Source organism: Bacillus sp. I-2 (assembly GCF_001974945.1).
GTDB classification, from domain to species: Bacteria; Bacillota; Bacilli; order Bacillales; family Bacillaceae; genus Bacillus; species Bacillus safensis.
In genome coordinates, this window is record NZ_LZRW01000032.1 from 312,558 (window position 1) to 335,099 (window position 22,542).

Here is a 22,542-nt window from a genome sequence, read left to right on the forward strand (position 1 = left end):
TAAATAATGGAATATTTTCTGACGAGATATTACAGCAAACAGTGACTTTGGATGGAGCTGTATGTTTCATGTGTATTCATTTTTAACAAAGTTAGGACAAATTTTATTTACGTGGATAATTGCAGAAGATGGTTAAACAATAAGAAAAGAGGTGAAAAAGGTGAAGAAACGTCCGATCCAATTTCTAATATATGCTGCAGGGGTCCTGCTTGTCCTTGCATCCTTGCTCATTTTACTGCAGCTCGACGAGTTATGGATGCCTGTTTTTTTATTGCTGAAGGCGGTTCTCATTCCGCTTCTCATCGCTATTTTTATTTCTTATCTGCTTTATCCGATTGTGGAAAGACTGCATGCACGAGGGCTGCCGAGAACAGTCAGTCTCTTACTCATCTATGTCTTGTTTTTTGGCGGGATTGGTTTTGCGGTATATAAAGGAGCGCCTGTTATGATCGCACAGTTAAATGAGCTGTCAGAACAAATTCCTGTTATCGCTGAAACGTATAATGGCGCTTTATCACATATTCATCATCATACGAGCCACTGGCCTGACGGACTTCATGACCGCTTGGACCGCTTCATTGTTCAATCGGAGACATATGCAGCCAATAGCGCTGAGCGGATGATTCTTAGCTGTAAAGTTTTATTCGATTACGCATTAGTCGCAGCACTCATCCCTTTTCTTGTTTTTTATATGGTAAAAGACATGAACACGATGAAGCGGGCGGCATGGTATTTAACGCCGCCGTCATTTAGGAAGAGGGGGCATGCCTTTGTCAAAGCAGTGGATGAATCGCTTGGTGATTATATTCGAGGGCAGCTGCTTGTCTGTTCTTTAATCGGGGGTGCAGCGGCCATTGTGCTTTGGCTTTTTCATATCCCGTATCCGCTCGTTCTTGGCATGCTGATAGGAGCAACGAACGTGATTCCGTATTTTGGACCGATAATTGGCGCAGTTCCTGCCATCTTTATTGCGTTTACCATCTCAGTGAAATCGGTCATCATTGTATTGATCACAGTAGCGGTGCTGCAATTTTTAGAGAGCAATGTCCTAAGCCCGATCATTGTAGGGCGAAGTCTTCATATGCATCCTGTCGTCATTATGCTTGTCTTGCTTGCAGGAGGGGAGCTGTTTGGCTTAATTGGAATGATTTTAGCCGTACCAGCAGCTGCGATTATCAGGGTGATCATCGTGCAATATATCCTGATGAGACGAAGCGTTCATTGACAAGACGAGCCGAGTTGTCTATAATAATTTCGATTCATACATATTGAAATTCAATGACGGACCCGAGTACGTTAAAAAGCTGTTGCAGAGAGAGGCTTTATTTGCTGAGAAAAGCCTTATCAGACCTTTAACGGAAGCTAGTCCCGAGTGCAGATAAACACTGCCGCTCTCTTCCGGCGTTATCGGATGTGAAGGTGATAGACGAATGTGTCTATAATCAGGGTGGTACCGCGAGAACATCTCGTCCCTGTGTAAGTCGTTTTGTGCTTGCATAGGGCGGGGTGTTTTTTCGTTTGTGTGGAGATTGATGAATGAAAAGGGAGGATTTTTGAATGAAAACTTTAACTTCAGCTCAAGTACGTCAAATGTTTTTAGACTTTTTTAAAGAAAAAGGACATGCTGTAGAACCAAGTGCGTCACTTGTACCGCATGACGATCCGACGCTTTTATGGATCAACAGTGGGGTGGCAACATTAAAAAAATACTTTGATGGCCGCGTCGTACCTGACAATCCACGTATTTGCAACGCGCAAAAATCGATTCGTACGAATGATATTGAAAATGTAGGGAAGACAGCACGCCATCACACGTTCTTTGAAATGCTTGGCAACTTCTCTATTGGTGATTATTTTAAAGAAGAGGCCATTGAATGGGCGTGGGAATTCCTCACAAGTGAAGAGTGGATTGGCTTTGATCCGAATTTGTTATCTGTGACAGTCCACCCAGAGGACGAAGAAGCATATATTCTTTGGAGAGATAAAATTGGTGTGCCTGAAGAACGTATTATCCGTCTTGAAGGAAACTTCTGGGATATTGGCGAGGGCCCAAGCGGACCGAATACAGAAATTTTCTATGACCGCGGTGAATCATACGGTGACGACATGAACGATCCAGAATTATATCCAGGCGGAGAAAACGAGCGTTATCTAGAAGTATGGAATCTCGTTTTCTCTGAATTCAACCATAATCCAGATGGATCATACACTCCACTGCCGAAGAAAAACATTGATACAGGGATGGGCCTTGAACGAATGGTATCTGTCATTCAAAATGTGCCAACGAACTTCGATACAGACCTTTTCATGCCGATTATTCGTGCAGTCGAAACCATTTCTGGAGAAAGCTATGGTTTGGCGAAGGAAAAAGATACAGCATTTAAAGTCATTGCTGACCATATCCGTACAGTTGCCTTTGCTGTAAGTGACGGTGCGCTTCCTTCCAATGAAGGCCGCGGATATGTATTAAGACGTTTGCTGCGCCGCGCTGTGCGTTATGCAAAAACGATCCATATCCACCGTCCGTTTATGTATGATCTAGTGCCAGTTGTTGCTGAGATCATGAAGGATTTCTATCCAGATGTACAAGCAAAAGAAGAATTTATTGCGAAAGTCATCAAAAACGAAGAAGAACGTTTCCATGAAACACTGAATGAAGGGTTAGCGATTTTGTCAGAAGTGATCAAAAAAGAAAGAGACAAAGGCAGCTCACAGATTTCAGGTGAAGATGTATTTAAACTGTATGACACGTATGGATTCCCTGTCGAGCTGACAGAAGAATACGCAGAAGATGAGAACATGACAGTTGATCGAGAAGGCTTCCAAGCGGAAATGGAGAAGCAGCGTGAACGGGCAAGAAATGCGAGACAAGATGTCGGCAGTATGCAGGTTCAAGGTGGCGCTTTAGGCGATATTAAAGTGGAAAGTACCTTTGTTGGATACGAAAATTTAACTGCGGAAACTCGCATTGTCGAACTGCTTCAAAATGGTGAAATTGTCTCTGAAGCACATGAAGGAGACACGGTGCAAATCTTGTTAGATGAAACACCATTCTATGCGGAAAGCGGCGGACAAGTAGCGGATAAAGGAACACTAAAAAGTGCAGAAGCCATCATTGAGATCAAAGATGTGAAAAAAGCGCCAAACGGTCAGCATGTCCATGAAGGAGTCGTCGTAAGCGGTACGGCTCAAAAAGGTCTCGAGGTCACTGCTGAAGTGGAATCAGCTCTTCGAAAAGGCATTGTCAAAAACCATACAGCGACACACCTTCTGCATCAGGCGCTGAAAGATGTATTAGGCAGCCACGTGAACCAAGCAGGGTCATTGGTAAATGAAAACAGACTTCGCTTTGATTTCTCTCATTTTGGACAAGTGACGAAAGAAGAATTGTCTCAAATTGAAAAAATCGTGAACGAAAAGATTTGGGAAGGCATCTCTGTTGCCATTGACCTGAAACCAATTGCTGAAGCAAAAGAAATGGGGGCAATGGCGCTCTTTGGCGAGAAGTATGGCGATATTGTCCGTGTTGTCCAAGTGGGCGATTACAGCATCGAGCTATGCGGCGGCTGTCACGTGCAAAACACTGCGGAAATCGGTTTGTTTAAAATTGCATCTGAGTCGGGTATTGGTGCTGGAACACGCCGTATTGAAGCTGTGACTGGTAAAGGTGCTTATGAAGAATTAAATGACCAGCTGGCGATTTTAGAACAGGCAGCAAGTGAGCTGAAGTCAAATACGAAGGATGTACCAAAACGGATTGCTTCATTACAGGCAGATTTAAAAGAGGCTCAAAGAGAAAACGAATCTCTTCTTGCGAAATTAAGCCAAGCAGAAGCAGGCTCTATTTTAGAGAAAGTGACAGAAGTTGGCGGAGTGAAAGTATTAACTGAAAAAGTAAATGCTAAAGACATGAACCATTTAAGAACAATGGTTGATGACTTAAAAGCTAAATTAGGATCAGCTGTCATCGTCCTGGGAGCCGTTCAAAACGGAAAAGTAAACATTTCAGCAGGAGTAACAAAAGACGTGATCGAAAAAGGTCTGCATGCAGGGAAGCTTGTGAAGCAGGCAGCTGAAATCTGCGGCGGAGGCGGAGGCGGACGTCCAGACATGGCTCAAGCAGGCGGAAAACAACCAGAAAAGCTTGAAGAAGCACTGGCAACTGTCGAAGAATCTGTCAAATCCGTTTTATAATCAGGCAATGTAGTGTAGAATAATGGTATTAGATGAGCGGTTAGAAAAAAGCTTGCTAGTAGAATGTTGGAAGAGAGGTGCAAGAAGCAGTGAGTTCATTTGATAAGACAATGAAGTTTAACTTCTCTGATGATTCAGCTGAAACCAATGTGAATGAAGTGCTCATTACAGTTCATGACGCACTCCAAGAAAAAGGATACAACCCGATCAATCAAATTGTCGGATACTTGCTGTCAGGCGACCCTGCTTATATTCCAAGACATCAGGATGCACGCAACCTAATTCGTAAACTAGAACGAGACGAATTAATTGAGGAATTGGTTAAATCGTACTTAGAGACACATAAAGAGGCGTAAAACATGAGAATTTTGGGCTTAGATTTAGGCACGAAAACCCTTGGTGTTGCGATCAGTGATGAAATGGGATGGACAGCGCAAGGGATTGAAACAATTAAAATTGATGAAGCAGGCGGAGACTTTGGTCTCAGCCGCCTGTCTGAGATCGTTGCAGAATTTGGAGCGGATAAAATTGTACTTGGCTTTCCAAAAAATATGAACGGTACGGTCGGTCCTAGAGGCGAAGCCAGCCAATCATTTGCGAAAGTGCTAGAAAACACGTACAATGTTCCTGTTGTGCTTTGGGACGAGCGTCTGTCGACAATGGCAGCGGAAAAAATGCTCATCTCTGCAGATGTGAGCAGACAAAAGCGTAAAAAAGTCATTGATAAAATGGCGGCTGTCATGATCCTGCAAGGATATTTAGACAGCTTAAATTAAAATGAGGTGAATCAAATGGAACACGGAGAAAAGCAAATTACAATCGTTGATGATAATGGAAATGAACAGCTTTGCGAAGTACTATTTACTTTTGAAAGCGACCATTTTAACAAATCTTATGTCCTTTACTACCCAATTTCTGAACAAGACAATGAGGAAATTGAAATTCATGCATCAAGCTTTACACCGAACGAAGACGGTGAAGATGGCGAGCTAGAGCCGATTGAAACGGATGAAGAATGGGACATGATTGAAGAAACGTTAAATACGTTCTTAGATCAAGAAGACGAAGAATAGAACAAATAAAAGGCCTGTGAACAGATCTTCTTGATCTTTCTTCACAGGTCTTTTTTTACGTTCATTATGTTAACTTAATTTTATTTTATGTTGACATAATGAATTGTACCTTTTACTCTGTTTTTAACAATAAATTGAGTGAGGGGCATGGAGATTGAAAATACAAGATATGATGCAAATAGCGTTAATGACAGCGGTCATCGGGATGTTAGGCTTGATCCCGCCGATTTTACTTACATTTACACCTGTACCGATTACATTGCAAACCGCAGGTCTTTTGCTTGCTGGGGGGCTGTTAAAGCCAAAACAAGCACTGATCAGTTTATGTCTTTTTCTTTTGGTTGTGGCAGCAGGCGCACCTCTTTTGTCAGGCGGGAGAGGCGGGATAGGGGTCTTTTTTGGTCCAAGCGGTGGTTTTCTTCTTGCTTATCCTGTTGCTGCCTTCATGATCAGCTTATGGGTGAACTGGCTGAAAAAAGTAACCGCACTGCGTCTTTTTGTGATCTATGCGGTTTGCAGTATTGTGATTTTGTATATGTGCGGCATCCCCTTTCAAGCCATGATGATGCATATTAAGGTCTCGCAGGCCGCTTTCCTTAGTTTGATTTATCTTCCAGGTGATCTCATCAAAGCGGGAATGTGTGCTGTCTTTACGGTCAAAATCATACAGGCCATGTCATATCGAAAAAGGGATCTGCATAAAGGGAGGCGTGCAGTTTGAACAGAATAACGGAAAGCTATGCAGTACATGCAGAAATGAAACCAGATCAGATTGCCATCATAGATGAGCAAGAAAGCATTACATATCAAGATTGGTATGAACGTGTGCAGAGATCAGCGCAGTGGTTACAAGGAACGGCTCATCAGCAAAAAAGAATCGCTTTTTTATTATCAAATGGTGCTTCTTTTTTGCAAATATTTGCGGGCGCTGCATGTGCAGGGTGGACAGCCGTTCCGCTTGATCCGAGATGGAGTCATGAAGAATGTGTCGAAAAGCTCTTGTTAAGTGAGGCGGATCTCGCCATTATAGAGGATCGATTGATAAAGAGATTTGAACAGGGAAGCGTGGACATGCCGCTTCTTTCTTTATCTGAATGGAAGGAAAGAATGAGCCTTCTCACAGACAGTCCATATAACAGCTGCGATACCGAGAAAGATCCTGTCTTTTATATGGGATTTACGTCAGGATCAACGGGCTCACCGAAAGCCTTTATTAGGCGTCAGCATTCATGGATCGAGAGCTTTCGAATGACTGCCGCTTCATTTGGAATCACTCATCAAGATCATGCTCTTATATTAGGTACACTCTTATCCTCTCACTTTTTATATGGTGCCATCAGTACATTATACTTTGGCGGCACAGTGACGCTTTTAGAAAAATTTGTGCCAGTAAAAGCGAAGAAAGCCTTAGAGACAGGTGATATCACTGTTATGTATACCGTCCCAACAATGACAGAAACGTTACTGCAAATCGATGCTTTTAGAGGGGACAATCCGCTTCTTGTCATGTCATCGGGAGCAGATTGGAGCAGCTCTTCAAAAGAACAGCTCGTCACCAACTATCCACATGTCACTTTTTTTGATTTTTATGGCACATCAGAGTTAAGTTTTGTCTCTTATTTGTCTTCAAATGACTTTTTGCAAAAACCTTCTTCTGTTGGACGGCCTTTCTCCTCCATTCAAGTAGAAGTAAGGCGGCCCGATCAATCTGTCTGTCAGCCAAATGAAACAGGGAGGATTTATGTAAAGAGCCCAATGACTTTTTCAGGTTACTTACATGAGCAGAAACCGCCGGAGGAGTGGCTGACAGTTTACGATATGGGATGGCTGGATGAAGACGGTTATCTGTATATGAGCGGCCGTGAGAATGGCATGATTGTCTATGGAGGACTGAATATTTTCCCAGAGGAAATTGAGCGTGTGCTAAATGAACAGCCAGAGGTAAAACGGTCGATTGTGGTTGGCGTTCCTGACCCATATTGGGGTGAAATCCCTGTTGCCATACTGGAGCAAGTGCAGCAAATAAAGGCGGTTCGACAAGCTGTTAAAGAAAAGCTGGCGGCCTACAAGGTACCAAAAAAATGGCTTGTGATTGATCAAATGATTGAAACATCCGGCGGAAAAATAGCCCGCGCGAGCATGAAAAAGTGGGCGGAGGAGCAATTGTCATGCAAGCAGTGATCGTACAAGCAAAACGAACACCCTTCGGTGACAAAAATGGGATGCTGAAGAATTATCGCCCAGAGCAATTAGCCGCTCCCCTTATTCGGCATTTGTCTCAGATGAGGGCGCCGAATGATGTCATATTAGGCAATGTCGTCGGAGGCGGTGGAAATATAGCCCGTCTGTCCTCATTAGAAGCAGGTCTTCCTTTACATGTTCCTGGTATGACGATTGACAGGCAGTGTGCCTCTGGTCTTGAAGCGATCCGAACAGCTTGCGTCATGGTTCAATCGGGGGAGGGCACGATGTATATCGCTGGCGGGACTGAGAGCATTTCCAGATCACCAATGAAAGAGAGAGCCCGCTTTTCACCGGAGTGGATAGGAGATCCGCATATGGGAGAAGCAGCAGAGCTGACCGCGTCGGCATTTTCTGTCACGAGAAAAGAACAAGATGACTATGCCCTTTTAAGCTGGGAAAGAAGTTTAGCGGCATTCACACATGGTACATATTCAGAAGAAATCGTTTCGATTGACGGGATGAACATAGATGAAGCGGCTGCTAAAATAAGACCGATGGCAAAGCTGATCAAGCGGGCAAAGCCTGTATTTTTACCGGGAAAAGGAACTGTGACCGCCGCCAATAGCTGTAAGGAAGCAGACGGAGCAGCCGCCGTCGCTGTGATGGAAAGATCGCTAGCGGAAGCAAGTGGATATAAGGCGATGCTACGGTATGCCGGAAGTGCTGTGACAGCGATACATCCTCATTTTCCAGCTGCTTCACCAATTGATGCGATCAAGAAGCTTTTACATCAAGAGAACATCAAGGCAGAGGAAGTGGCGCTATTTGAAATCAATGAAGCGTTTGCGCTGAAAGCTGCACTTATTGCCCGGACGCTGGGGATACCATATGACCGGATCAATAGAAGAGGCGGTGCACTTTGCCTTGGGCATCCTTACAGCGCGTCAGGAGCTGCTATGATGGTGAGATTATTTTATGAAGCGCGCACCTTACCGAATGGAAGCTATGTCATGGCTGTTATTGGAAGTGGTGGCGGCATTGGTTTAGCCGTGTTATGTCAAGTTCTGTCATGACATGCATAAGCAAGGAATTGCCGAACTCCGTCGAATCATGTACTATAAAAGCTAGATGTGAGGAGGGCCATGCATGTTTTCAGAACAAAAGAAACGACCATTCTTCAAAAGAAAAATGGGGATCGTCCTGTTATCTGTCCTTGCTGTCATCATCATTGCAGCATTATCAGGCTTTTTATATGTTAAATCAGCACTCGGACCGGTCGATCAAAAAAGCAAACAAACCATTAATATTCATATTCCAAATGGGACATCTGTCCGCGAAATTGCGGGCATTTTAAAAGAAAATGGGCTCATTTCGAATGACACGATTTTTACTTATTATGCAAAATACAAAAAGGCGTCCGGCTTTAAAGCGGGATATTTTCATTTAAAACAAACAATGGACGCAGACACGCTGATCAAAAAGCTGACATCTGGCGGGACAGATTACGCCTTTCAGCTTGTGATTCCAGAGGGAAGACAGCTGTCTGATATTGCAGCCATTATTGCAAATCAGACGAATTTTTCAGCGAAGGAAGTTGAAGCGAAGCTGGATGATCCTGATTTTATTCAAACGTTAATGAAAAAATATCCGAAAACCGTGACATCACAGGTGAATGGAAAACAGGTGAAACATCCGTTGGAGGGTTATTTATTCCCTGCTACGTATCCATTTTATCGTGAGGATGAATCGCTCGAAACGATCATTGAAACGATGATTAAACAAACAGATCAATACGTGAAAACGTATGAAAAAGACATGAAAAAGAGAAACATGTCCATACATGATGTGTTAACGATGGCATCACTGATTGAAATGGAAGCAACTGAAAAGACAGATCGGGCAAAAATCTCAAGTGTATTCTATAACCGGTTGAAAAAGGACATGCCGCTTCAAACTGACCCAACCGTTCTTTATGCACTTGGTGAGCATAAATCCCGCGTGTATTACAAAGACCTAAAAGTGAAATCTCCTTATAACACGTATAACAACAAAGGGCTGCCGCCTGGACCTATTGCAAATGCTGGTGAATCCTCCTGGAAAGCCGCTCTGCATCCAGAGAAAACGGATTACGTTTACTTCCTTGCGAAGAAAAATGGAGAGGTCATATTTACGAAAACGTTAAATGAGCATAATAAAGCAAAAGCGAAATACATCACAGGCAGCAATTAATGTACAAGTGAATCGAAAAAGACTGTAGACAACACGAGATTGCCTGCAGTTTTTTTCGTTGGAATATCCATTTTATAGGTTCGCAATTGCCACTTCTTTGTGGTAAAATATATCGGGTTGTTTTTACTTAGATGAACGAAAGATTGACGAGAAAGAGAGCTGCAATAGGCAGGACTCTTCTTTTTCAGGTCATGAAGGAGCTAGACAGATAATGACTATCGAAGATGATCGAATAAATGATTATATTGAACATTTAATTCACCCAAGTCCAGATGCAATCGCTCAATTAGAGATCTATGCAAAAGAGCATCATGTGCCAATTATGGAAAAGGTGAGCATTGAGCTTTTACTGCAGCTGCTTTCGATGAAAAAGCCGAAAAAAATTCTTGAGGTTGGGACAGCGATTGGCTATTCCGCCATTCGAATGGCAACAGCTCTTCCAGATGCTGAGATTTATACGATTGAGCGAAATGCAAAACGCTATGAAGAAGCGACACGGAACATTGAGGAATTAAAGTTAAAAGAAAGAATACACGTGTTTTTTGGTGATGCGATGGAATCGGCTAAAACGGTCCAAACGATGGCGCCCTATGATGTGATCTTTATTGATGCCGCAAAAGGGCAGTACAAGCGTTTTTTTGAATTGTTTGAACCGATGCTCGCTCATGACGGAATGATTATCACAGACAATGTATTATTTAAAGGCTTAGTGGCAACGAATTATGAAGAAGAAATTGAAGATAAACGAAAAAAACAATTAATTGGAAAAATTGATCGATACAATCAATGGCTCATGTCAAACCCTGATTTCCAAACGTGCATTATTCCAGTTGGAGACGGGATCGCCATTAGTACAAAAAGAGGTGACCAATCATGAAGAAACCAGAATTGCTTGTGACGCCAAGCAGCGTGTCAGACGTACTGCCATTAATTGAGGCAGGAGCTGATGCATTCTTAATAGGCGAACAAACATACGGTATTCGTCTTGCAGGTGAGTTTTCAAGAGAAGATGTGAAACAAACGGCTCTGCTTGCACATGCCCATCACAAAAAAGTGTATGTAGCGATGAATGCGATTTTTCATAATGACCGCGTGCAGCTGCTTGGAGATTATTTAACCTTTCTCGATTCATTAAACGTGGACGGCGTCGTCTTTGGAGACCCAGCTGTGATCATGGCAGCAAAGGAAACAGGAGTGAACCTGAATCTTCACTGGAGTACAGAAACGACTGGGACAAACTATTACACTTGTAACTACTGGGGCAGAAAAGGCGCATCGCGTGCTGTTCTTGCAAAAGAGCTGAATATGGACAGTGTGATCGACATCAAAGAAAATGCTGAGGTGGAGATTGAAATTCAAGTCCATGGCATGACATGTATGTTTCAATCGAAACGTACGCTCATCGGCAACTACTTTGAATACCAAGGCAAACAAATGGATGTCGTAGGCAGAAACATGGAGGAAGGGCTATTCCTGCATGACCAAGAGCGTCAAAACAAATATCCTATTTTCGAGGATGCAAACGGAACACATATTATGAGTCCAAATGATGTGTGTATGATTGACGAATTAGAAGAGTTTGTTGACGCAGGCATTGACTCATTTAAAATTGACGGAATTTTAAAGTCACTTTCTTATATGACAGAGGTGACATCACTTTATAGAAAAGCAATTGATTTGCTAACGACTGACAAAGACGCGTATGAAGATCAGAAAGAGGACTGGGTGAAGCGGATTGAAGAGATTCAGCCAGTGAATCGTTCGATTGATACAGGGTTCTTCTTTAAAGAAACGGTTTATTAAGATAAGAGGAGGCAGAGGAAATGGCATTATTGAAAGATGGTATTTCTGAAATGATTGATGGGAAACGTGTCATTACAAAAAAACCAGAACTGCTTGCACCCGCAGGAAACTTGGAAAAACTGAAAATTGCTGTACATTATGGAGCTGACGCTGTTTTTATTGGCGGGAAAGAATTTGGACTTCGCTCAAATGCAGATAACTTTTCAATTGAAGAAATGGCAGAAGGCGTCGCATTTGCAAACAAATATGGCGCACGCATTTATGTGACAACAAATATCTTCGCCCACAATGAAAACATGGACGGACTGGAGGAATACCTTCAAGGGATTGAAGGCGCTGGAGTTGCAGGTATTATCGTAGCTGATCCATTGATCATTGAAACGTGTAAACGTGTTGCACCGAAGCTTGAAGTCCATTTAAGCACACAGCAATCTCTTTCAAATTGGAAAGCAGTTCAGTTTTGGAAGGAAGAAGGGCTTGAGCGTGTGGTGCTCGCACGTGAAACTAGTGCGCTAGAAATTAGAGAAATGAAAGAAAAGGTCGATATTGAAATCGAAACATTCATTCACGGTGCGATGTGTATCGCATACTCTGGCCGCTGCGTGCTCAGTAACCATATGACAGCAAGAGATTCTAACCGCGGAGGCTGCTGCCAGTCCTGCCGCTGGGATTATGATCTTTATAAACTAGAAGGTTCTGAGGAAGCGCCTTTATTTGGTGAGGAAGATGCGCCATTTGCAATGAGTCCAAAAGATTTGAAGCTTGTTGAATCCATTCCTCAAATGATCGAAATGGGAATTGACAGCTTAAAAATCGAAGGACGGATGAAATCCATTCATTATGTTGCCACTGTTGTAAGTGTATACCGCAAAGTCATTGATGCGTATTGTGCTGATCCAGACAATTTTGTCATTCAGCAGGAATGGTTAGATGAATTAGATAAATGCGCAAACCGTGACACAGCACCAGCCTTTTTCGAAGGCGTACCAGGAACGGATGAACAAATGTTTGGCATTCATGGAAAGAAAACGACATTTGATTTCGCAGGTCTTGTTCTTCATTATGATGAAAAAGAACAAATCGTGACATTGCAGCAGCGTAACTTCTTTAAGCAAGGCGACGAAGTCGAATTCTTCGGACCAGAAATTGAGAATTTCACATGCAAAATTGAAACGATTTGGGATGAAAAAGGAAATGAACTAGATGCTGCTCGTCATCCGCTGCAAATCGTCAAATTCAAGCTTGATCAAAAAGTATACCCTAGCAACATGATGAGAAAGGGGAAATAACAGCCACATGAGGAGTAAACCAGTTGTCATTGGTATTGCTGGCGGCTCAGGTTCAGGTAAAACGAGCGTCACCAATTCAATCTATGAAAAATTTAAAGGACATTCCATCCTCATGCTTCAGCAAGACTTATATTACAAAAATCAAAGTCATATGCCATTTGAAGAGCGCCTGCTCACGAACTATGATCATCCGCTTGCATTCGACAATGACCTGATGTTTGAGCATTTGGAACAGCTCCTAAGATACGAATCCATTGAAAAACCAATATACGATTTTAAACTAAACACACGTTCAGAAGAGACGGTTCATGTTGAGCCGAAGGATGTCATTATCGTTGAAGGTATCTTTGCGCTCGAAGACGAACGTTTGAGAGACTTAATGGATATTAAACTGTATGTTGATACAGATGCAGACCTTCGCATCATTCGCCGCATTTTACGCGATACGAAAGAAAGAGGCCGGTCGATCGATTCTGTGATTGAACAATATGTATCTGTTGTCAGACCGATGCATAATCAATTCATTGAACCGACAAAGCGATACGCCGATATCATCATCCCAGAAGGCGGCCAAAACCATGTGGCGATCGACTTAATGGTGACAAAAATTCAAACGATTCTTCAAAACCGAGCAGAGTAAATGGTGGAGAAGAAAAAGACCTTTACAGTGTAAAGGTCTTTTCAGCATCATCTTACCAAACTCTCACAAAAACTTGTCCTAAGACAGACGTTCCTTTATAAAGAGTGATAGTGGCATCGCCACGTGAATGAGCGGTCACTAGCCCACTAGAGCTTACAGAAGCAACACTCTGGTTATCTGTCCAATAACGTGTTGCTGCAGCATTATAGACTGAGCATTGCTCACCAACTCTCATAGGTAAATCGTAATTTTGAATCGAAATTACATCTAATGTTTTAAATCCCGAGGAGCAGCTATTGACTGTGAAATCCGCTGTTTCTTTGGCTGAAGCCATGCCCATTAGTGAAAAAGATAAGGTAGAGATGGATAGAACAGAGACAATTGTTTTCTTCATGTTCATTTAAAACACTCCCTAGCATGTATTTGGTCTTGCATTGATGAAATTCAACAAAAACCAAATATTTCCTTGTCAATATTTTTTAATAATGTGTGAACGTTTATTAAAGCGGTATTCTCGGAAGAATCTTGAGGGTTTGATATGATAAGAAAACAATGAAGAAAAGAAGAGATGGGGAAATCACTACCACATAGCGAAAGAATGAAGTTGAAAAAGTATATTAAAAAAACGACAAACAAATCATCACAAATTTTCAAACAATTCTTGATCAAAATGCAATTTTGTAATAATATAGCATAGACATATCGTACACTGACCATATTATGTATTGGAAGATGGAGAATGGATAAGCTATTCTTCTACATATGATCGAAATGGCCGAACGAGGTACAGGAGCTTCCTGTGCCTTTCCACAGTTTGTGCGATTTTAGACCGCTGCGAGTGGTCCTGTCTAATAAAAGGCATAATAGTTGCATCTAAAAGGGACGCCATGTAAGATGGACTTTTACGAATATGGTACAGAAGGAATGAGGGCCTGAACATGTCCTCATTCTTGTATATTTCAGTCGTCACTCACGTGCAGAAAGTTTGTATGATGAGTATTAATAGAAGGAGTGAATGATTCATGGCACAAGAGAAAGTATTTCCAATGACAGAAGAAGGAAAACGTAAATTAGAAGAAGAGCTTGAATATTTGAAAACGGTTAAACGTAAAGAGGTTGTAGAGCGTATTAAAATCGCTAGAAGTTTTGGAGACCTCTCTGAAAACTCGGAGTATGATTCTGCTAAAGAAGAGCAGGCGTTTGTAGAAGGCCGTATTACAACGCTTGATAATATGATTCGTAATGCTAAAATTATCGAAGATGAAGGAAACTCAAATGTGGTTTCACTTGGTAAAACGGTGACATTCGTTGAATTACCAGACGGGGAAGAAGAGTCTTACACAATTGTGGGAAGTGCAGAAGCTGACCCGTTCGAAGGCAAGATTTCAAACGATTCACCTATTGCAAAAAGCCTTTTAGGTAAACAAGTAGACGACAAAGTAACTGTTCAAACACCGGGCGGAGAAATGTTCGTCCAAATTGTAAAAATTTCATAATCACGTTTATCAGGTAAACACCTCGTCCACAATAGGGACGAGGTGTTTTTATGCGCAAAAAAAGAAGAATTCAATGGACAGGTGCGATTATTTTTATACTATTGCTCGGTCTTCTGATGAGACTGGCAGAAATTCAGCTGTTTTTCACAGAATCGTTTTCAAAGCTTGATATCAATTTAATACAAGAAAGTGTCAAACAGCGAACTGAAGAAGTCGTTATTTCAGACGGGCGCGGTGAGTTTTTAGATCGAAACGGCCAAGCACTTCTTACAAAAGAACAGCCTGCGGTTATCTTATTTCCTTTCCTGCAATATGATCTTCCACGCTTACAGCAAACCGCCTCTATTCTTGAGATGGAAGAGGATGAACTCAAAAAACAGTTAACAGAAACGAAAAAACCTCTCATTTTAAAAGATGACATCACGAAAAAAAAACTGAAAGACATCAATGATATGAAATATTCAGGTGTGTACGGCGTATATATGAAAGAGAAGGACAAAAAAAGACTTGCCCTCCACACATTAGGTTTCACAAGCGAAAATCCAGAACTACTCAGAAAGCGTTATCCTGACAAAAAAGAGCTTTCCATACGTACTGAAATCGGCACATTTGGGCTGGAAAGCACCTTTGACGAATTTCTATTACCCGAGCAAGACACAAAATTGTTATATCATGTGGACGGAAGGGGAAACCCTTTGTTCGGTATGGACGTCAAATATACAGCAGAAGCTCATTCCTTTTATCCACTTCAGGTACAGACAACGATAGATGAAGACATGCAGGCTGAAATGGAGAAGGTGCTCAAAGACCAAGGCGTTGAAAAAGGCGGTGCCGTTCTGCTCGACATTGAAAACAGCAGTGTACTGGCAATGGCAAGTACCCCAAATGTCACAAGCAAAAACCGGCATGAGGCAAGAAATTACATGCTGACAGCGATTGCTCCAGGCTCTGTCTTTAAAACGGCTGTGCTTGCCGCAGCAATCGAAAAAAACCTTGACCAGCCACAAACCATGTATGACTGTCGAAAGAATTTATATGGAGAGCCTGAAGGAAAACAGGAAGTGCTGAATCTGACGGACAGTTTCTCGCAGAGCTGCAATTATACCTTTGCGACACTTGCTGAAAGGCTCATTCAAACAGATGATCAAATCATCGAAAAGACGGCTGCAAAACTTGGACTCATAGATCGAGCTGGCTGGGAAGGGGATGTCTATCATAAGCAGCACTTCAAACAGTTTGATCGTGAAGAAACAGGCAGTGTGTGGGGAGATAAAAGAGACAAGCATGTCAAAAAAGCCATTGCACAAACCGCAATAGGACAAAAAAATGTCAAAACGACTCCTCTGCAAATCGCGAATATGATGGCTGCGATTGCAAGAGGAGGAGAACGAAAAGAAGTGAAAATCGCAGAAAAAGTGCTGTATCAAAACGGAACAACGATGCTGTCCTTTCAAAACAAACGGCCTGAAGGGGGCAGCATAGACCGCTATACAGCTCAAAAGCTGCAAAAATTCTTAAGGCAGGTGGTGACCTCTGACAAGGGAACCGGAAGAAGGTTTCAAGATTTGCCATACGATGTAGCGGGAAAATCAGGTACTGCCCAAACCGGCAGTCAAGACAAAAAGGGGAATCCGCTTTATCATAAGTGGTTTGCTGGATACTTTCCGGTAGAAAAACCAAAATACGCCCTTGTTGTTGTTCACCTTGATGAGACAGGTGGCCGGGCTAAGACAAATGATGCGTTTTATGATATTGTAAAAAAGGTCAATGAAATTGAAAAGAAACAGACATAGAACATCCCTTCATGACATGTTAGAATAGTAACGACTTAGGGAACAGAGGCAAAGGAGTGCAGAGATTTTGAGTAGAAATTCTCGATTTGAGCATCGTGATAAGCGCAGAAAGGCAAATATGGTGCTTAACATATTAATTGGTATCGTTGTGGTGCTTATTTTGGTTGTCGCATCTAGTTTGTTAATTTTTAATAAGCCGAAAGATCCTGATGTAGCGGATGCGCCATCAAAAACGGCACCTGCAACAAGTGAAAATAAACAAAACTCACAAGAAGATGTGAAAGATCCAAAGAAAGACACATCCGATGATTCAGATGCAAAAAAAGATGATTCATCTGATCAAGACGACGAAAAGAAGAAGACTGATGATGAAGAAAAACCTAATAAAGATGCGTTAAAAGACGCCAAAGAAACAGATGGCGGCAAAACGAGTGATGTAGACAAAACATACGAAAATGATGACTGGGAGCCTGTAGGAACAGAGCAATCCGGTTCACATACAGCAACCTATGATTCCAGCTCAAAAGACTGGAAAGAAATGATCAAAGCCATGTCCTATGCGACAGGAATTTCAGAAGATCAAATGACTGTTCTTTGGTTAGGAAATAACGGAGGTCCTCAAGATGCAAAAGGAACCATCCGTGATAAATCAACAGGTGAACGCTACCGCGTGGAAATTACGTGGGTAGATGAAAAAGGCTGGAAACCTGTGAAGGTTGAAAAATTAAGATAAACAAAAAAGATAGCATATCTGCTATCTTTTTTGTTTAAACATTTGCTTTAAAATGAACAACTGCTGTATACAAAATCCGCTCATCGATCACAGTCGTTTGATGACTGACAGAATGAACAGTCAGCAGAATCGCCTGATTATGTTCAATTTGTTTTTGGATCTTTTGTTCAAGTTCTTTTAAAGATGTTGCTTCAAAAAATTCTATTTTATCCTTTAAAAAATCCAGCTGAAAATCCATTTGATTCACCTCTCTATACTCTTCATTCATCTTAATCTCTCTCCCTCAGAAGGGCAAATGTTTTTCTGTCTCTCCCAGTATTTTTTAGTAGGAAAGAAACAGAAGTTGTGGTAGGATAGGAACTGTTCGACGGAATAAAACATACTATACACATAGGAATAAATAGATAAAGTGGAGGGAAAGAAAATGGGACGTGAATTTCTTTCTTTATTTGATCATTGGGCTGACTCTTATGACGACACGGTAAGTGGTCATGACGAGCAGTATAAAGAAGTGTTTCGCCGGTATCCGGCTATTTTAAAAGAGATTGTCTGCCTTTCAGGCCAAGATGTTCTTGAGTTTGGAAGCGGTACGGGGAATCTAACAGCGCTGCTCCTTGCAGCTGATAAAAACGTGTTTGGTGTTGAACCATCAGATGCCATGAAGAAAGCGGCTCTTCAAAAAGGACTGCCAGATCTATTTCATGATGGGGATTTTTTATCTTTTCCAGCGCCGCCTTTTGAGCCAGATACGATCGTCAGCTCATATGCATTCCACCATTTAACGGATGAAGAAAAAAAACAAGCCATTCACACCTATAGCAACATCCTTCACTCAGATGGTAAAATAGTCTTTGCTGATACAATGTTTCAAAATCAAGCAGCACATCAAGCTCAGATCGACAAAGCGAGAGCCGAAGGGTTCGATCAGCTTGCAGAGGATTTAGAAACGGAATATTATCCATCCATTGATGTGCTAAAGCAAATCTTTGAAGAAGAAGGTTTTAGCACGTCCTTTCATCAAATGAATGATTTTGTTTGGATCGTAGAAGCGAAGAAAAGGGAATGAAAGGATGTTTTTGATTTGAAAATCGCAGTTATAGGTGCAATGGAAGAAGAAGTGACGATTTTAAGAGATCAACTAAAAAATGCTACACAAGAAAACATCGCTGGGTGTGAATTTACAACAGGTGTTTATGAAGATAAAGAAGTGATTTTATTAAAATCAGGGATTGGAAAAGTAAATGCAGCGGTCAGCACAACATTACTGCTTGACCGCTTTCAGCCAGATTATGTGATCAATACAGGATCTGCTGGCGGTTTCCACCACTCATTAAATGTAGGTGATATTGTCATCTCTACTGATGTGAGACATCATGATGTAGATGTGACCATCTTTGATTACGAATATGGACAAGTGCCGGGACTTCCAGCTGCTTTCATTGCAGATGAAAAGCTTGTGAAGCTGGCAGAGGAATCTGCTTTAGAGATCGATCATATTCAAGTGGCAAAAGGAACGATTGCAACAGGAGATTCGTTTATGAATGATCCGGATCGTGTAGCGTTTGTGAGAGAGAAGTTTCCAGAGCTATATGCGGTGGAAATGGAAGCCGCAGCCGTTGCACAGGTCTGCCAGCTCTTTGGTACGCCATTTGTTGTCGTTCGTGCGCTATCGGATATTGCAGGGAAAGAATCCAATATCTCCTTTGATCAATTCCTTGAGCAAGCAGCGATTCACTCAACCGACCTTGTCTTGCGTATGATAAAGCAAACACAATAAAAGAAGGGGTTCCCCCCTTCTTTTCCATGCAAAGGAAGGGAATCATATGGCTGTCATAAAGGATATTACTGAATTAATTGGCCGCACACCGCTTTTAAAGCTGTCAGGATTTGGCGTCCCAGAAGGCGTTGAGGTGTATGCAAAGCTTGAGATGATGAATCCAGGTGGAAGTATTAAGGATCGTTTAGGTGACATGCTCATCAGAGAAGCATTAGCATCTGGCAAACTGCGTCCAGGCGGAACTATTATTGAAGCAACTGCTGGAAACACAGGAATTGGGCTTGCCCTAAGTGCAAGAAAGCATCAATTGCAGACCATTTTTTGTGTACCAGAACATTTTAGTCAAGAAAAACAACAACTGATGAAGGCGCTCGGTGCAGAGATTATTCATACGCCGAGAAAAGAAGGCATGAAGGGTGCGATTGATCGAGCCCTTGAATTAGAGGCAAGCCTTGACAATGCCTATTGTGTTTTACAATTTAAAAACCAAGTAAATCCATTGACTTACTACAGAACGCTCGGTCCCGAATTATGGTCCGACTTAAAAGGGAATATCGATGTATTCGTGGCGGGTGCAGGATCTGGCGGGACTTTTCAAGGTTGTGCCGCCTATTTAAAAGAGCAGCATCAGGCGTTAAAAACAGTGGTTGTGGAGCCTGAAGGATCAATTTTAAATGGAGGGGACCCGGGTCCGCATAGAACGGAAGGAATTGGCCTTGAATTTATCCCAGATTATATGGAATCTGCTTTATTCGATGAGATTTATACGGTCAGTGATGATGATGCTTTCCAAATGGTGAAAGAAGCTGCTGAAAAAGAAGGCGTTCTCATTGGAAGCTCTTCAGGTGCCGCTTTATTTGCCGCTTTAGAGGAAGCAAAGAAAGCAGCACCTGGGACAGTCATTGTCACCATTTTTCCTGACAGCAGTGAGCGATATTTAAGTAAAGGAATTTATGAGGGAGGAAAATAGCATGAAACCAAAAACAATGATGATTCACAGCGGAACAACGGGTGATGAAAGAACAGGCGCCGTGTCTGTGCCGATTTACCAAGTAAGTACTTATAAGCAGCCGAAAGCAGGCGAGCATACGGGGTATGAATACTCCAGAACAGCAAATCCAACAAGAACTGCCCTGGAAACAGTCATTCGTGATCTTGAAGGAGGAGCAAGCGGCTACGCATTTGGTTCAGGGATGGCAGCCATTACGGCTGTGATGATGCTGTTTAACAGCGGAGATCATATTGTGCTGACAGATGACGTGTACGGCGGAACCTACCGCGTCATCACAAAGGTGCTAAACCGTATTGGCATTACTGCAACCTTTGTTGACACAAGTGATCCTGAAGCAGTGAAAAAAGCCATTTTACCTGAAACAAAAGCCGTTTACATTGAATCACCAACCAATCCTTTACTCAAAATGACGGATCTAAAAGCCATCGGCGAATTGACAAAGGAAGCCAACATCTTGATGATTGTCGACAATACATTTTTCACACCGTATTTCCAAAAGCCGATTGAATATGGCGCAGACATTGTCTTGCACAGTGCGACTAAGTATTTAGGCGGCCATAGTGATGTTGTAGGCGGGCTTGTCGTCACAGCGACGAAAGAGCTTGGAGAAGAACTGCACTTTGTTCAAAACTCGACAGGCGGAATTCTTGGACCGCAGGATTCATGGCTTCTCATGAGAGGGATGAAAACGCTTGGACTAAGAATGGAAGCACATCAACAAAATGCACAGAAAATCGCTGAGTTTTTAAAGCAACATGCAGCCGTCACACGTGTTTATTATCCAGGTCTCGATACTCACCCTGGACATGAACTTGCGAAAACACAAGCATCCGGCTTCGGCGGCATGATCTCTTTTGATATTGGAAAAGAAGAGCATGTCGATGTATTTTTAAGCCAGCTTAAGCTGTTTACAATCGCAGAAAGCCTTGGAGCGGTAGAAAGCTTAATTTCTGTCCCAGCCCGGATGACCCATGCGTCCATTCCAAAAGACCGCCGGGAGGAGCTTGGCATCACAGATGGTTTAATTCGAATTTCCGTCGGAATTGAAGATGTGGATGATTTACTCCATGATATCAAGCAAGGACTAAGCGCACTGGCGAATGGATAGATTTACATGCTCCTCGCTTTCTCTCACTATGTTAAGCTATGAATAGACATTGATAACTGGAAGGTGAAACAAGTGAAGAAAAAGTGGAGTGATTTAGTGACAGATTACAAGCAGTACGCTTTTATTTTGCTTGCTGTCAGCACCTTTTTATATATTGGTACGATCTTACCGAACCAGCACATCGAAGCATCTCCAAAAATGGTGATGTTGGGAATAGATTGTGTTTTCTTATTAGCAGCTTTTGTTTGTGTTAAACGCGCGATTTTCTTTCAAAAGAAACTGCAAGAATTAGATGAAGATTAATTCGAAAGCCTCCTCATTTGCCTGAGGAGGCTTTTTTTTTGTATTGGACAATCGGACAAGAATAACTGTAGAAATTTAGTCAAAAACACAAAAATCATCTATATGACTAAAAACAGGTTTACAAAATGGTGCTTGCTGGATATACTTACAAAGTAAAAACGTAAAGGAGGCTGAAGAATATGTTATTCGTATCTACTTGTGGTCAATTCAACCAACAATTTCATCATGTCATCAGCCTGTGGAAGAGTTCGTGTCCTTCCTTTACCTTATACGGTGCACGCTTTAAAACTGTTTAAGTAAACGAGGATTTCACACGTATCATCCATTGCAGGTTGGAAGACACTGTCTTTTGATCTGCATTTTTGTGTGCCCGCAGGTCAACTGATAAAGAAGATCTGCGGGCTATTTCGCGTGCTGCGAACTGAAGGGAGGTGAGCGTATATGACAATCCATTTATTTTTTATTACTTTGACGATCAAGCGGAAATACAAGGACATTGAGACCGTTCTTTACGAACAAGAAGTCGAAACAATTTATGAAGAAATGAAACAGAAACAACTAAAGTATATGAACTAAAACAGGAAATGAAAAATGTGAAAAGGAGGAGATTGACATGTTTATGATGCTTGCCATGCTTGATTGTTATACGATGGAGAAGGACCAGGTTTAGACACGCTCCACATTGATCACCTGCACATATGATACCGTAAAAGGTGATTGTGAGGTGATCAATGAATGTCGATGTCACCATATATGAGATTTCCGTCTGTGGGGCACGGGTATGCATCTATTCCGCATTCCTTAAAGCACGGATACGGCAATCCATACCGCATGCAAAGAGAGCAAGAGGAAATGCTCAGACGTTATATGTATCAGTACCGGACTTATTGGTATTAAAGAAAAGGAGC

Annotated in this window: 25 protein-coding genes and 1 other annotated feature; of the genes, 23 read left to right on the top strand and 2 right to left on the bottom strand. The window is 42.0% G+C overall.

Features of this window, described 5'->3' with window-relative positions:
* Positions 1–160: 160 nt before the first annotated feature.
* The 13 genes from BAE31_RS10600 (at position 161) to udk (ending at position 13,412) form a co-directional block, all read left to right on the top strand.
* The gene (locus tag BAE31_RS10600; protein ID WP_024423115.1) at positions 161–1,225 is read left to right on the top strand and encodes an AI-2E family transporter; all 1,065 of its coding nucleotides are present in this window, start codon (positions 161–163) and stop codon (positions 1,223–1,225) included.
* A 44-nt stretch (positions 1,226–1,269) separates the two neighbouring features.
* Positions 1,270–1,477: a binding site (T-box leader), on the top strand.
* 80 nt (positions 1,478–1,557) lie between these two features.
* The gene (alaS, locus tag BAE31_RS10605; protein ID WP_041107027.1) at positions 1,558–4,194 is read left to right on the top strand and encodes an alanine--tRNA ligase; all 2,637 of its coding nucleotides are present in this window, start codon (positions 1,558–1,560) and stop codon (positions 4,192–4,194) included.
* Between the two features lie 89 nt (positions 4,195–4,283).
* The gene (locus BAE31_RS10610) at positions 4,284–4,550 is read left to right on the top strand and encodes an IreB family regulatory phosphoprotein (RefSeq protein ID WP_008358522.1); all 267 of its coding nucleotides are present in this window, start codon (positions 4,284–4,286) and stop codon (positions 4,548–4,550) included.
* Positions 4,551–4,553: 3 nt separating this feature from the next.
* Complete coding sequence (ruvX, locus tag BAE31_RS10615; protein WP_024427871.1) at positions 4,554–4,970, top strand: Holliday junction resolvase RuvX; 417 nt, start codon at positions 4,554–4,556, stop codon at positions 4,968–4,970.
* Between the two features lie 15 nt (positions 4,971–4,985).
* Entirely contained in the window at positions 4,986–5,267 is a 282-nt protein-coding gene (locus tag BAE31_RS10620) for a DUF1292 domain-containing protein (protein WP_024423112.1), read from the top strand.
* Between the two features lie 154 nt (positions 5,268–5,421).
* Positions 5,422–5,988, top strand: a complete 567-nt coding sequence (locus BAE31_RS10625; RefSeq protein ID WP_076840409.1) for a biotin transporter BioY — start codon at positions 5,422–5,424, stop codon at positions 5,986–5,988.
* Positions 5,989–6,023: 35 nt separating this feature from the next.
* The gene (locus BAE31_RS10630; protein ID WP_481747481.1) at positions 6,024–7,448 is read left to right on the top strand and encodes an acyl-CoA synthetase; all 1,425 of its coding nucleotides are present in this window, start codon (positions 6,024–6,026) and stop codon (positions 7,446–7,448) included.
* The gene (locus BAE31_RS10635; RefSeq protein ID WP_076840411.1) at positions 7,436–8,524 is read left to right on the top strand and encodes an acetyl-CoA C-acyltransferase; all 1,089 of its coding nucleotides are present in this window, start codon (positions 7,436–7,438) and stop codon (positions 8,522–8,524) included. The genes BAE31_RS10630 and BAE31_RS10635 overlap by 13 nt, the downstream gene beginning before the upstream one ends.
* Positions 8,525–8,597: 73 nt before the next feature.
* Complete coding sequence (gene mltG / locus BAE31_RS10640; protein WP_041107019.1) at positions 8,598–9,680, top strand: endolytic transglycosylase MltG; 1,083 nt, start codon at positions 8,598–8,600, stop codon at positions 9,678–9,680.
* Between the two features lie 211 nt (positions 9,681–9,891).
* Positions 9,892–10,557, top strand: a complete 666-nt coding sequence (locus BAE31_RS10645; protein WP_039180249.1) for an O-methyltransferase — start codon at positions 9,892–9,894, stop codon at positions 10,555–10,557.
* Complete coding sequence (locus BAE31_RS10650; RefSeq protein ID WP_024427876.1) at positions 10,554–11,483, top strand: peptidase U32 family protein; 930 nt, start codon at positions 10,554–10,556, stop codon at positions 11,481–11,483. The genes BAE31_RS10645 and BAE31_RS10650 overlap by 4 nt, the downstream gene beginning before the upstream one ends.
* A 20-nt stretch (positions 11,484–11,503) precedes the next feature.
* On the top strand, positions 11,504–12,772 hold the full coding sequence (locus BAE31_RS10655) for a peptidase U32 family protein (protein ID WP_024423107.1): 1,269 nt from the start codon (positions 11,504–11,506) through the stop codon (positions 12,770–12,772).
* 7 nt (positions 12,773–12,779) lie between these two features.
* The gene (udk, locus tag BAE31_RS10660) at positions 12,780–13,412 is read left to right on the top strand and encodes a uridine kinase (protein WP_024423106.1); all 633 of its coding nucleotides are present in this window, start codon (positions 12,780–12,782) and stop codon (positions 13,410–13,412) included.
* A 52-nt stretch (positions 13,413–13,464) separates the two neighbouring features.
* Here udk and BAE31_RS10665 read toward each other — a convergent pair whose 3' ends face one another.
* Positions 13,465–13,812 carry an Ig-like domain-containing protein gene (locus tag BAE31_RS10665; protein ID WP_046311893.1) on the bottom strand — a complete coding sequence of 116 codons (348 nt, stop codon included), beginning with the start codon at positions 13,810–13,812 and terminating at the stop codon, positions 13,465–13,467.
* A gap of 622 nt (positions 13,813–14,434) precedes the next feature.
* Between BAE31_RS10665 and greA the strand changes: the two genes are divergently transcribed.
* The 3 genes from greA (at position 14,435) to BAE31_RS10680 (ending at position 17,434) form a co-directional block, all read left to right on the top strand.
* Positions 14,435–14,908 carry a transcription elongation factor GreA gene (gene greA, locus BAE31_RS10670; RefSeq protein ID WP_008358505.1) on the top strand — a complete coding sequence of 158 codons (474 nt, stop codon included), beginning with the start codon at positions 14,435–14,437 and terminating at the stop codon, positions 14,906–14,908.
* A gap of 50 nt (positions 14,909–14,958) precedes the next feature.
* On the top strand, positions 14,959–16,701 hold the full coding sequence (locus BAE31_RS10675) for a peptidoglycan D,D-transpeptidase FtsI family protein (protein ID WP_076840412.1): 1,743 nt from the start codon (positions 14,959–14,961) through the stop codon (positions 16,699–16,701).
* 67 nt (positions 16,702–16,768) lie between these two features.
* Positions 16,769–17,434 (top strand): YrrS family protein, encoded by a 666-nt coding sequence (locus BAE31_RS10680; RefSeq protein WP_034622445.1) that lies wholly within the window; start codon positions 16,769–16,771, stop codon positions 17,432–17,434.
* 34 nt (positions 17,435–17,468) lie between these two features.
* On the opposite strand, the gene BAE31_RS10685 is transcribed toward BAE31_RS10680, so the two are convergent.
* Positions 17,469–17,672 (bottom strand): YrzA family protein, encoded by a 204-nt coding sequence (locus tag BAE31_RS10685; RefSeq protein WP_024423103.1) that lies wholly within the window; start codon positions 17,670–17,672, stop codon positions 17,469–17,471.
* Between the two features lie 186 nt (positions 17,673–17,858).
* On the opposite strand from BAE31_RS10685, the gene BAE31_RS10690 reads away from it, so the two are divergent.
* The 7 genes from BAE31_RS10690 to BAE31_RS19685 all read left to right on the top strand — a co-directional run bounded on the left by BAE31_RS10690 (position 17,859) and on the right by BAE31_RS19685 (position 22,531).
* Positions 17,859–18,500, top strand: a complete 642-nt coding sequence (locus tag BAE31_RS10690; RefSeq protein WP_076840413.1) for a class I SAM-dependent DNA methyltransferase — start codon at positions 17,859–17,861, stop codon at positions 18,498–18,500.
* Positions 18,501–18,515: 15 nt separating this feature from the next.
* Entirely contained in the window at positions 18,516–19,211 is a 696-nt protein-coding gene (gene mtnN / locus BAE31_RS10695; RefSeq protein ID WP_024423101.1) for a 5'-methylthioadenosine/S-adenosylhomocysteine nucleosidase, read from the top strand.
* A 46-nt stretch (positions 19,212–19,257) separates the two neighbouring features.
* Positions 19,258–20,181, top strand: coding sequence for a PLP-dependent cysteine synthase family protein (locus BAE31_RS10700; RefSeq protein WP_076840414.1), 924 nt, complete (start codon positions 19,258–19,260; stop codon positions 20,179–20,181).
* Between the two features lies 1 nt (position 20,182).
* Positions 20,183–21,331 carry a bifunctional cystathionine gamma-lyase/homocysteine desulfhydrase gene (locus BAE31_RS10705; protein ID WP_024423100.1) on the top strand — a complete coding sequence of 383 codons (1,149 nt, stop codon included), beginning with the start codon at positions 20,183–20,185 and terminating at the stop codon, positions 21,329–21,331.
* A 72-nt stretch (positions 21,332–21,403) separates the two neighbouring features.
* Positions 21,404–21,634: a YrhC family protein gene (locus BAE31_RS10710; RefSeq protein WP_024427896.1), complete on the top strand. Its 231-nt coding sequence runs from the start codon at positions 21,404–21,406 to the stop codon at positions 21,632–21,634.
* A 441-nt stretch (positions 21,635–22,075) separates the two neighbouring features.
* Positions 22,076–22,210 carry a YrzI family small protein gene (locus BAE31_RS10715; RefSeq protein WP_065214597.1) on the top strand — a complete coding sequence of 45 codons (135 nt, stop codon included), beginning with the start codon at positions 22,076–22,078 and terminating at the stop codon, positions 22,208–22,210.
* A 159-nt stretch (positions 22,211–22,369) separates the two neighbouring features.
* Entirely contained in the window at positions 22,370–22,531 is a 162-nt protein-coding gene (locus BAE31_RS19685; RefSeq protein ID WP_155267112.1) for a hypothetical protein, read from the top strand.
* Positions 22,532–22,542: the final 11 nt, after the last annotated feature.

Coding starts and splice junctions, on each gene's coding strand:
- alaS (WP_041107027.1), top strand. CDS start 1,558: ATGAAAACTTTAACTTCAGCTCAAGTACGTCAAATGTTTTTAGACTTT.
- ruvX (WP_024427871.1), top strand. CDS start 4,554: ATGAGAATTTTGGGCTTAGATTTAGGCACGAAAACCCTTGGTGTTGCG.
- BAE31_RS10620 (WP_024423112.1), top strand. CDS start 4,986: ATGGAACACGGAGAAAAGCAAATTACAATCGTTGATGATAATGGAAAT.
- BAE31_RS10630 (WP_481747481.1), top strand. CDS start 6,024: ATGAAACCAGATCAGATTGCCATCATAGATGAGCAAGAAAGCATTACA.
- BAE31_RS10635 (WP_076840411.1), top strand. CDS start 7,436: ATGCAAGCAGTGATCGTACAAGCAAAACGAACACCCTTCGGTGACAAA.
- mltG (WP_041107019.1), top strand. CDS start 8,598: ATGTTTTCAGAACAAAAGAAACGACCATTCTTCAAAAGAAAAATGGGG.
- BAE31_RS10645 (WP_039180249.1), top strand. CDS start 9,892: ATGACTATCGAAGATGATCGAATAAATGATTATATTGAACATTTAATT.
- BAE31_RS10650 (WP_024427876.1), top strand. CDS start 10,554: ATGAAGAAACCAGAATTGCTTGTGACGCCAAGCAGCGTGTCAGACGTA.
- BAE31_RS10655 (WP_024423107.1), top strand. CDS start 11,504: ATGGCATTATTGAAAGATGGTATTTCTGAAATGATTGATGGGAAACGT.
- udk (WP_024423106.1), top strand. CDS start 12,780: ATGAGGAGTAAACCAGTTGTCATTGGTATTGCTGGCGGCTCAGGTTCA.
- BAE31_RS10665 (WP_046311893.1), bottom strand. CDS start 13,812: ATGAACATGAAGAAAACAATTGTCTCTGTTCTATCCATCTCTACCTTA.
- greA (WP_008358505.1), top strand. CDS start 14,435: ATGGCACAAGAGAAAGTATTTCCAATGACAGAAGAAGGAAAACGTAAA.
- BAE31_RS10675 (WP_076840412.1), top strand. CDS start 14,959: ATGCGCAAAAAAAGAAGAATTCAATGGACAGGTGCGATTATTTTTATA.
- BAE31_RS10685 (WP_024423103.1), bottom strand. CDS start 17,672: ATGGATTTTCAGCTGGATTTTTTAAAGGATAAAATAGAATTTTTTGAA.
- BAE31_RS10690 (WP_076840413.1), top strand. CDS start 17,859: ATGGGACGTGAATTTCTTTCTTTATTTGATCATTGGGCTGACTCTTAT.
- BAE31_RS10700 (WP_076840414.1), top strand. CDS start 19,258: ATGGCTGTCATAAAGGATATTACTGAATTAATTGGCCGCACACCGCTT.
- BAE31_RS10705 (WP_024423100.1), top strand. CDS start 20,183: ATGAAACCAAAAACAATGATGATTCACAGCGGAACAACGGGTGATGAA.
- BAE31_RS10715 (WP_065214597.1), top strand. CDS start 22,076: ATGACAATCCATTTATTTTTTATTACTTTGACGATCAAGCGGAAATAC.
- BAE31_RS19685 (WP_155267112.1), top strand. CDS start 22,370: ATGTCGATGTCACCATATATGAGATTTCCGTCTGTGGGGCACGGGTAT.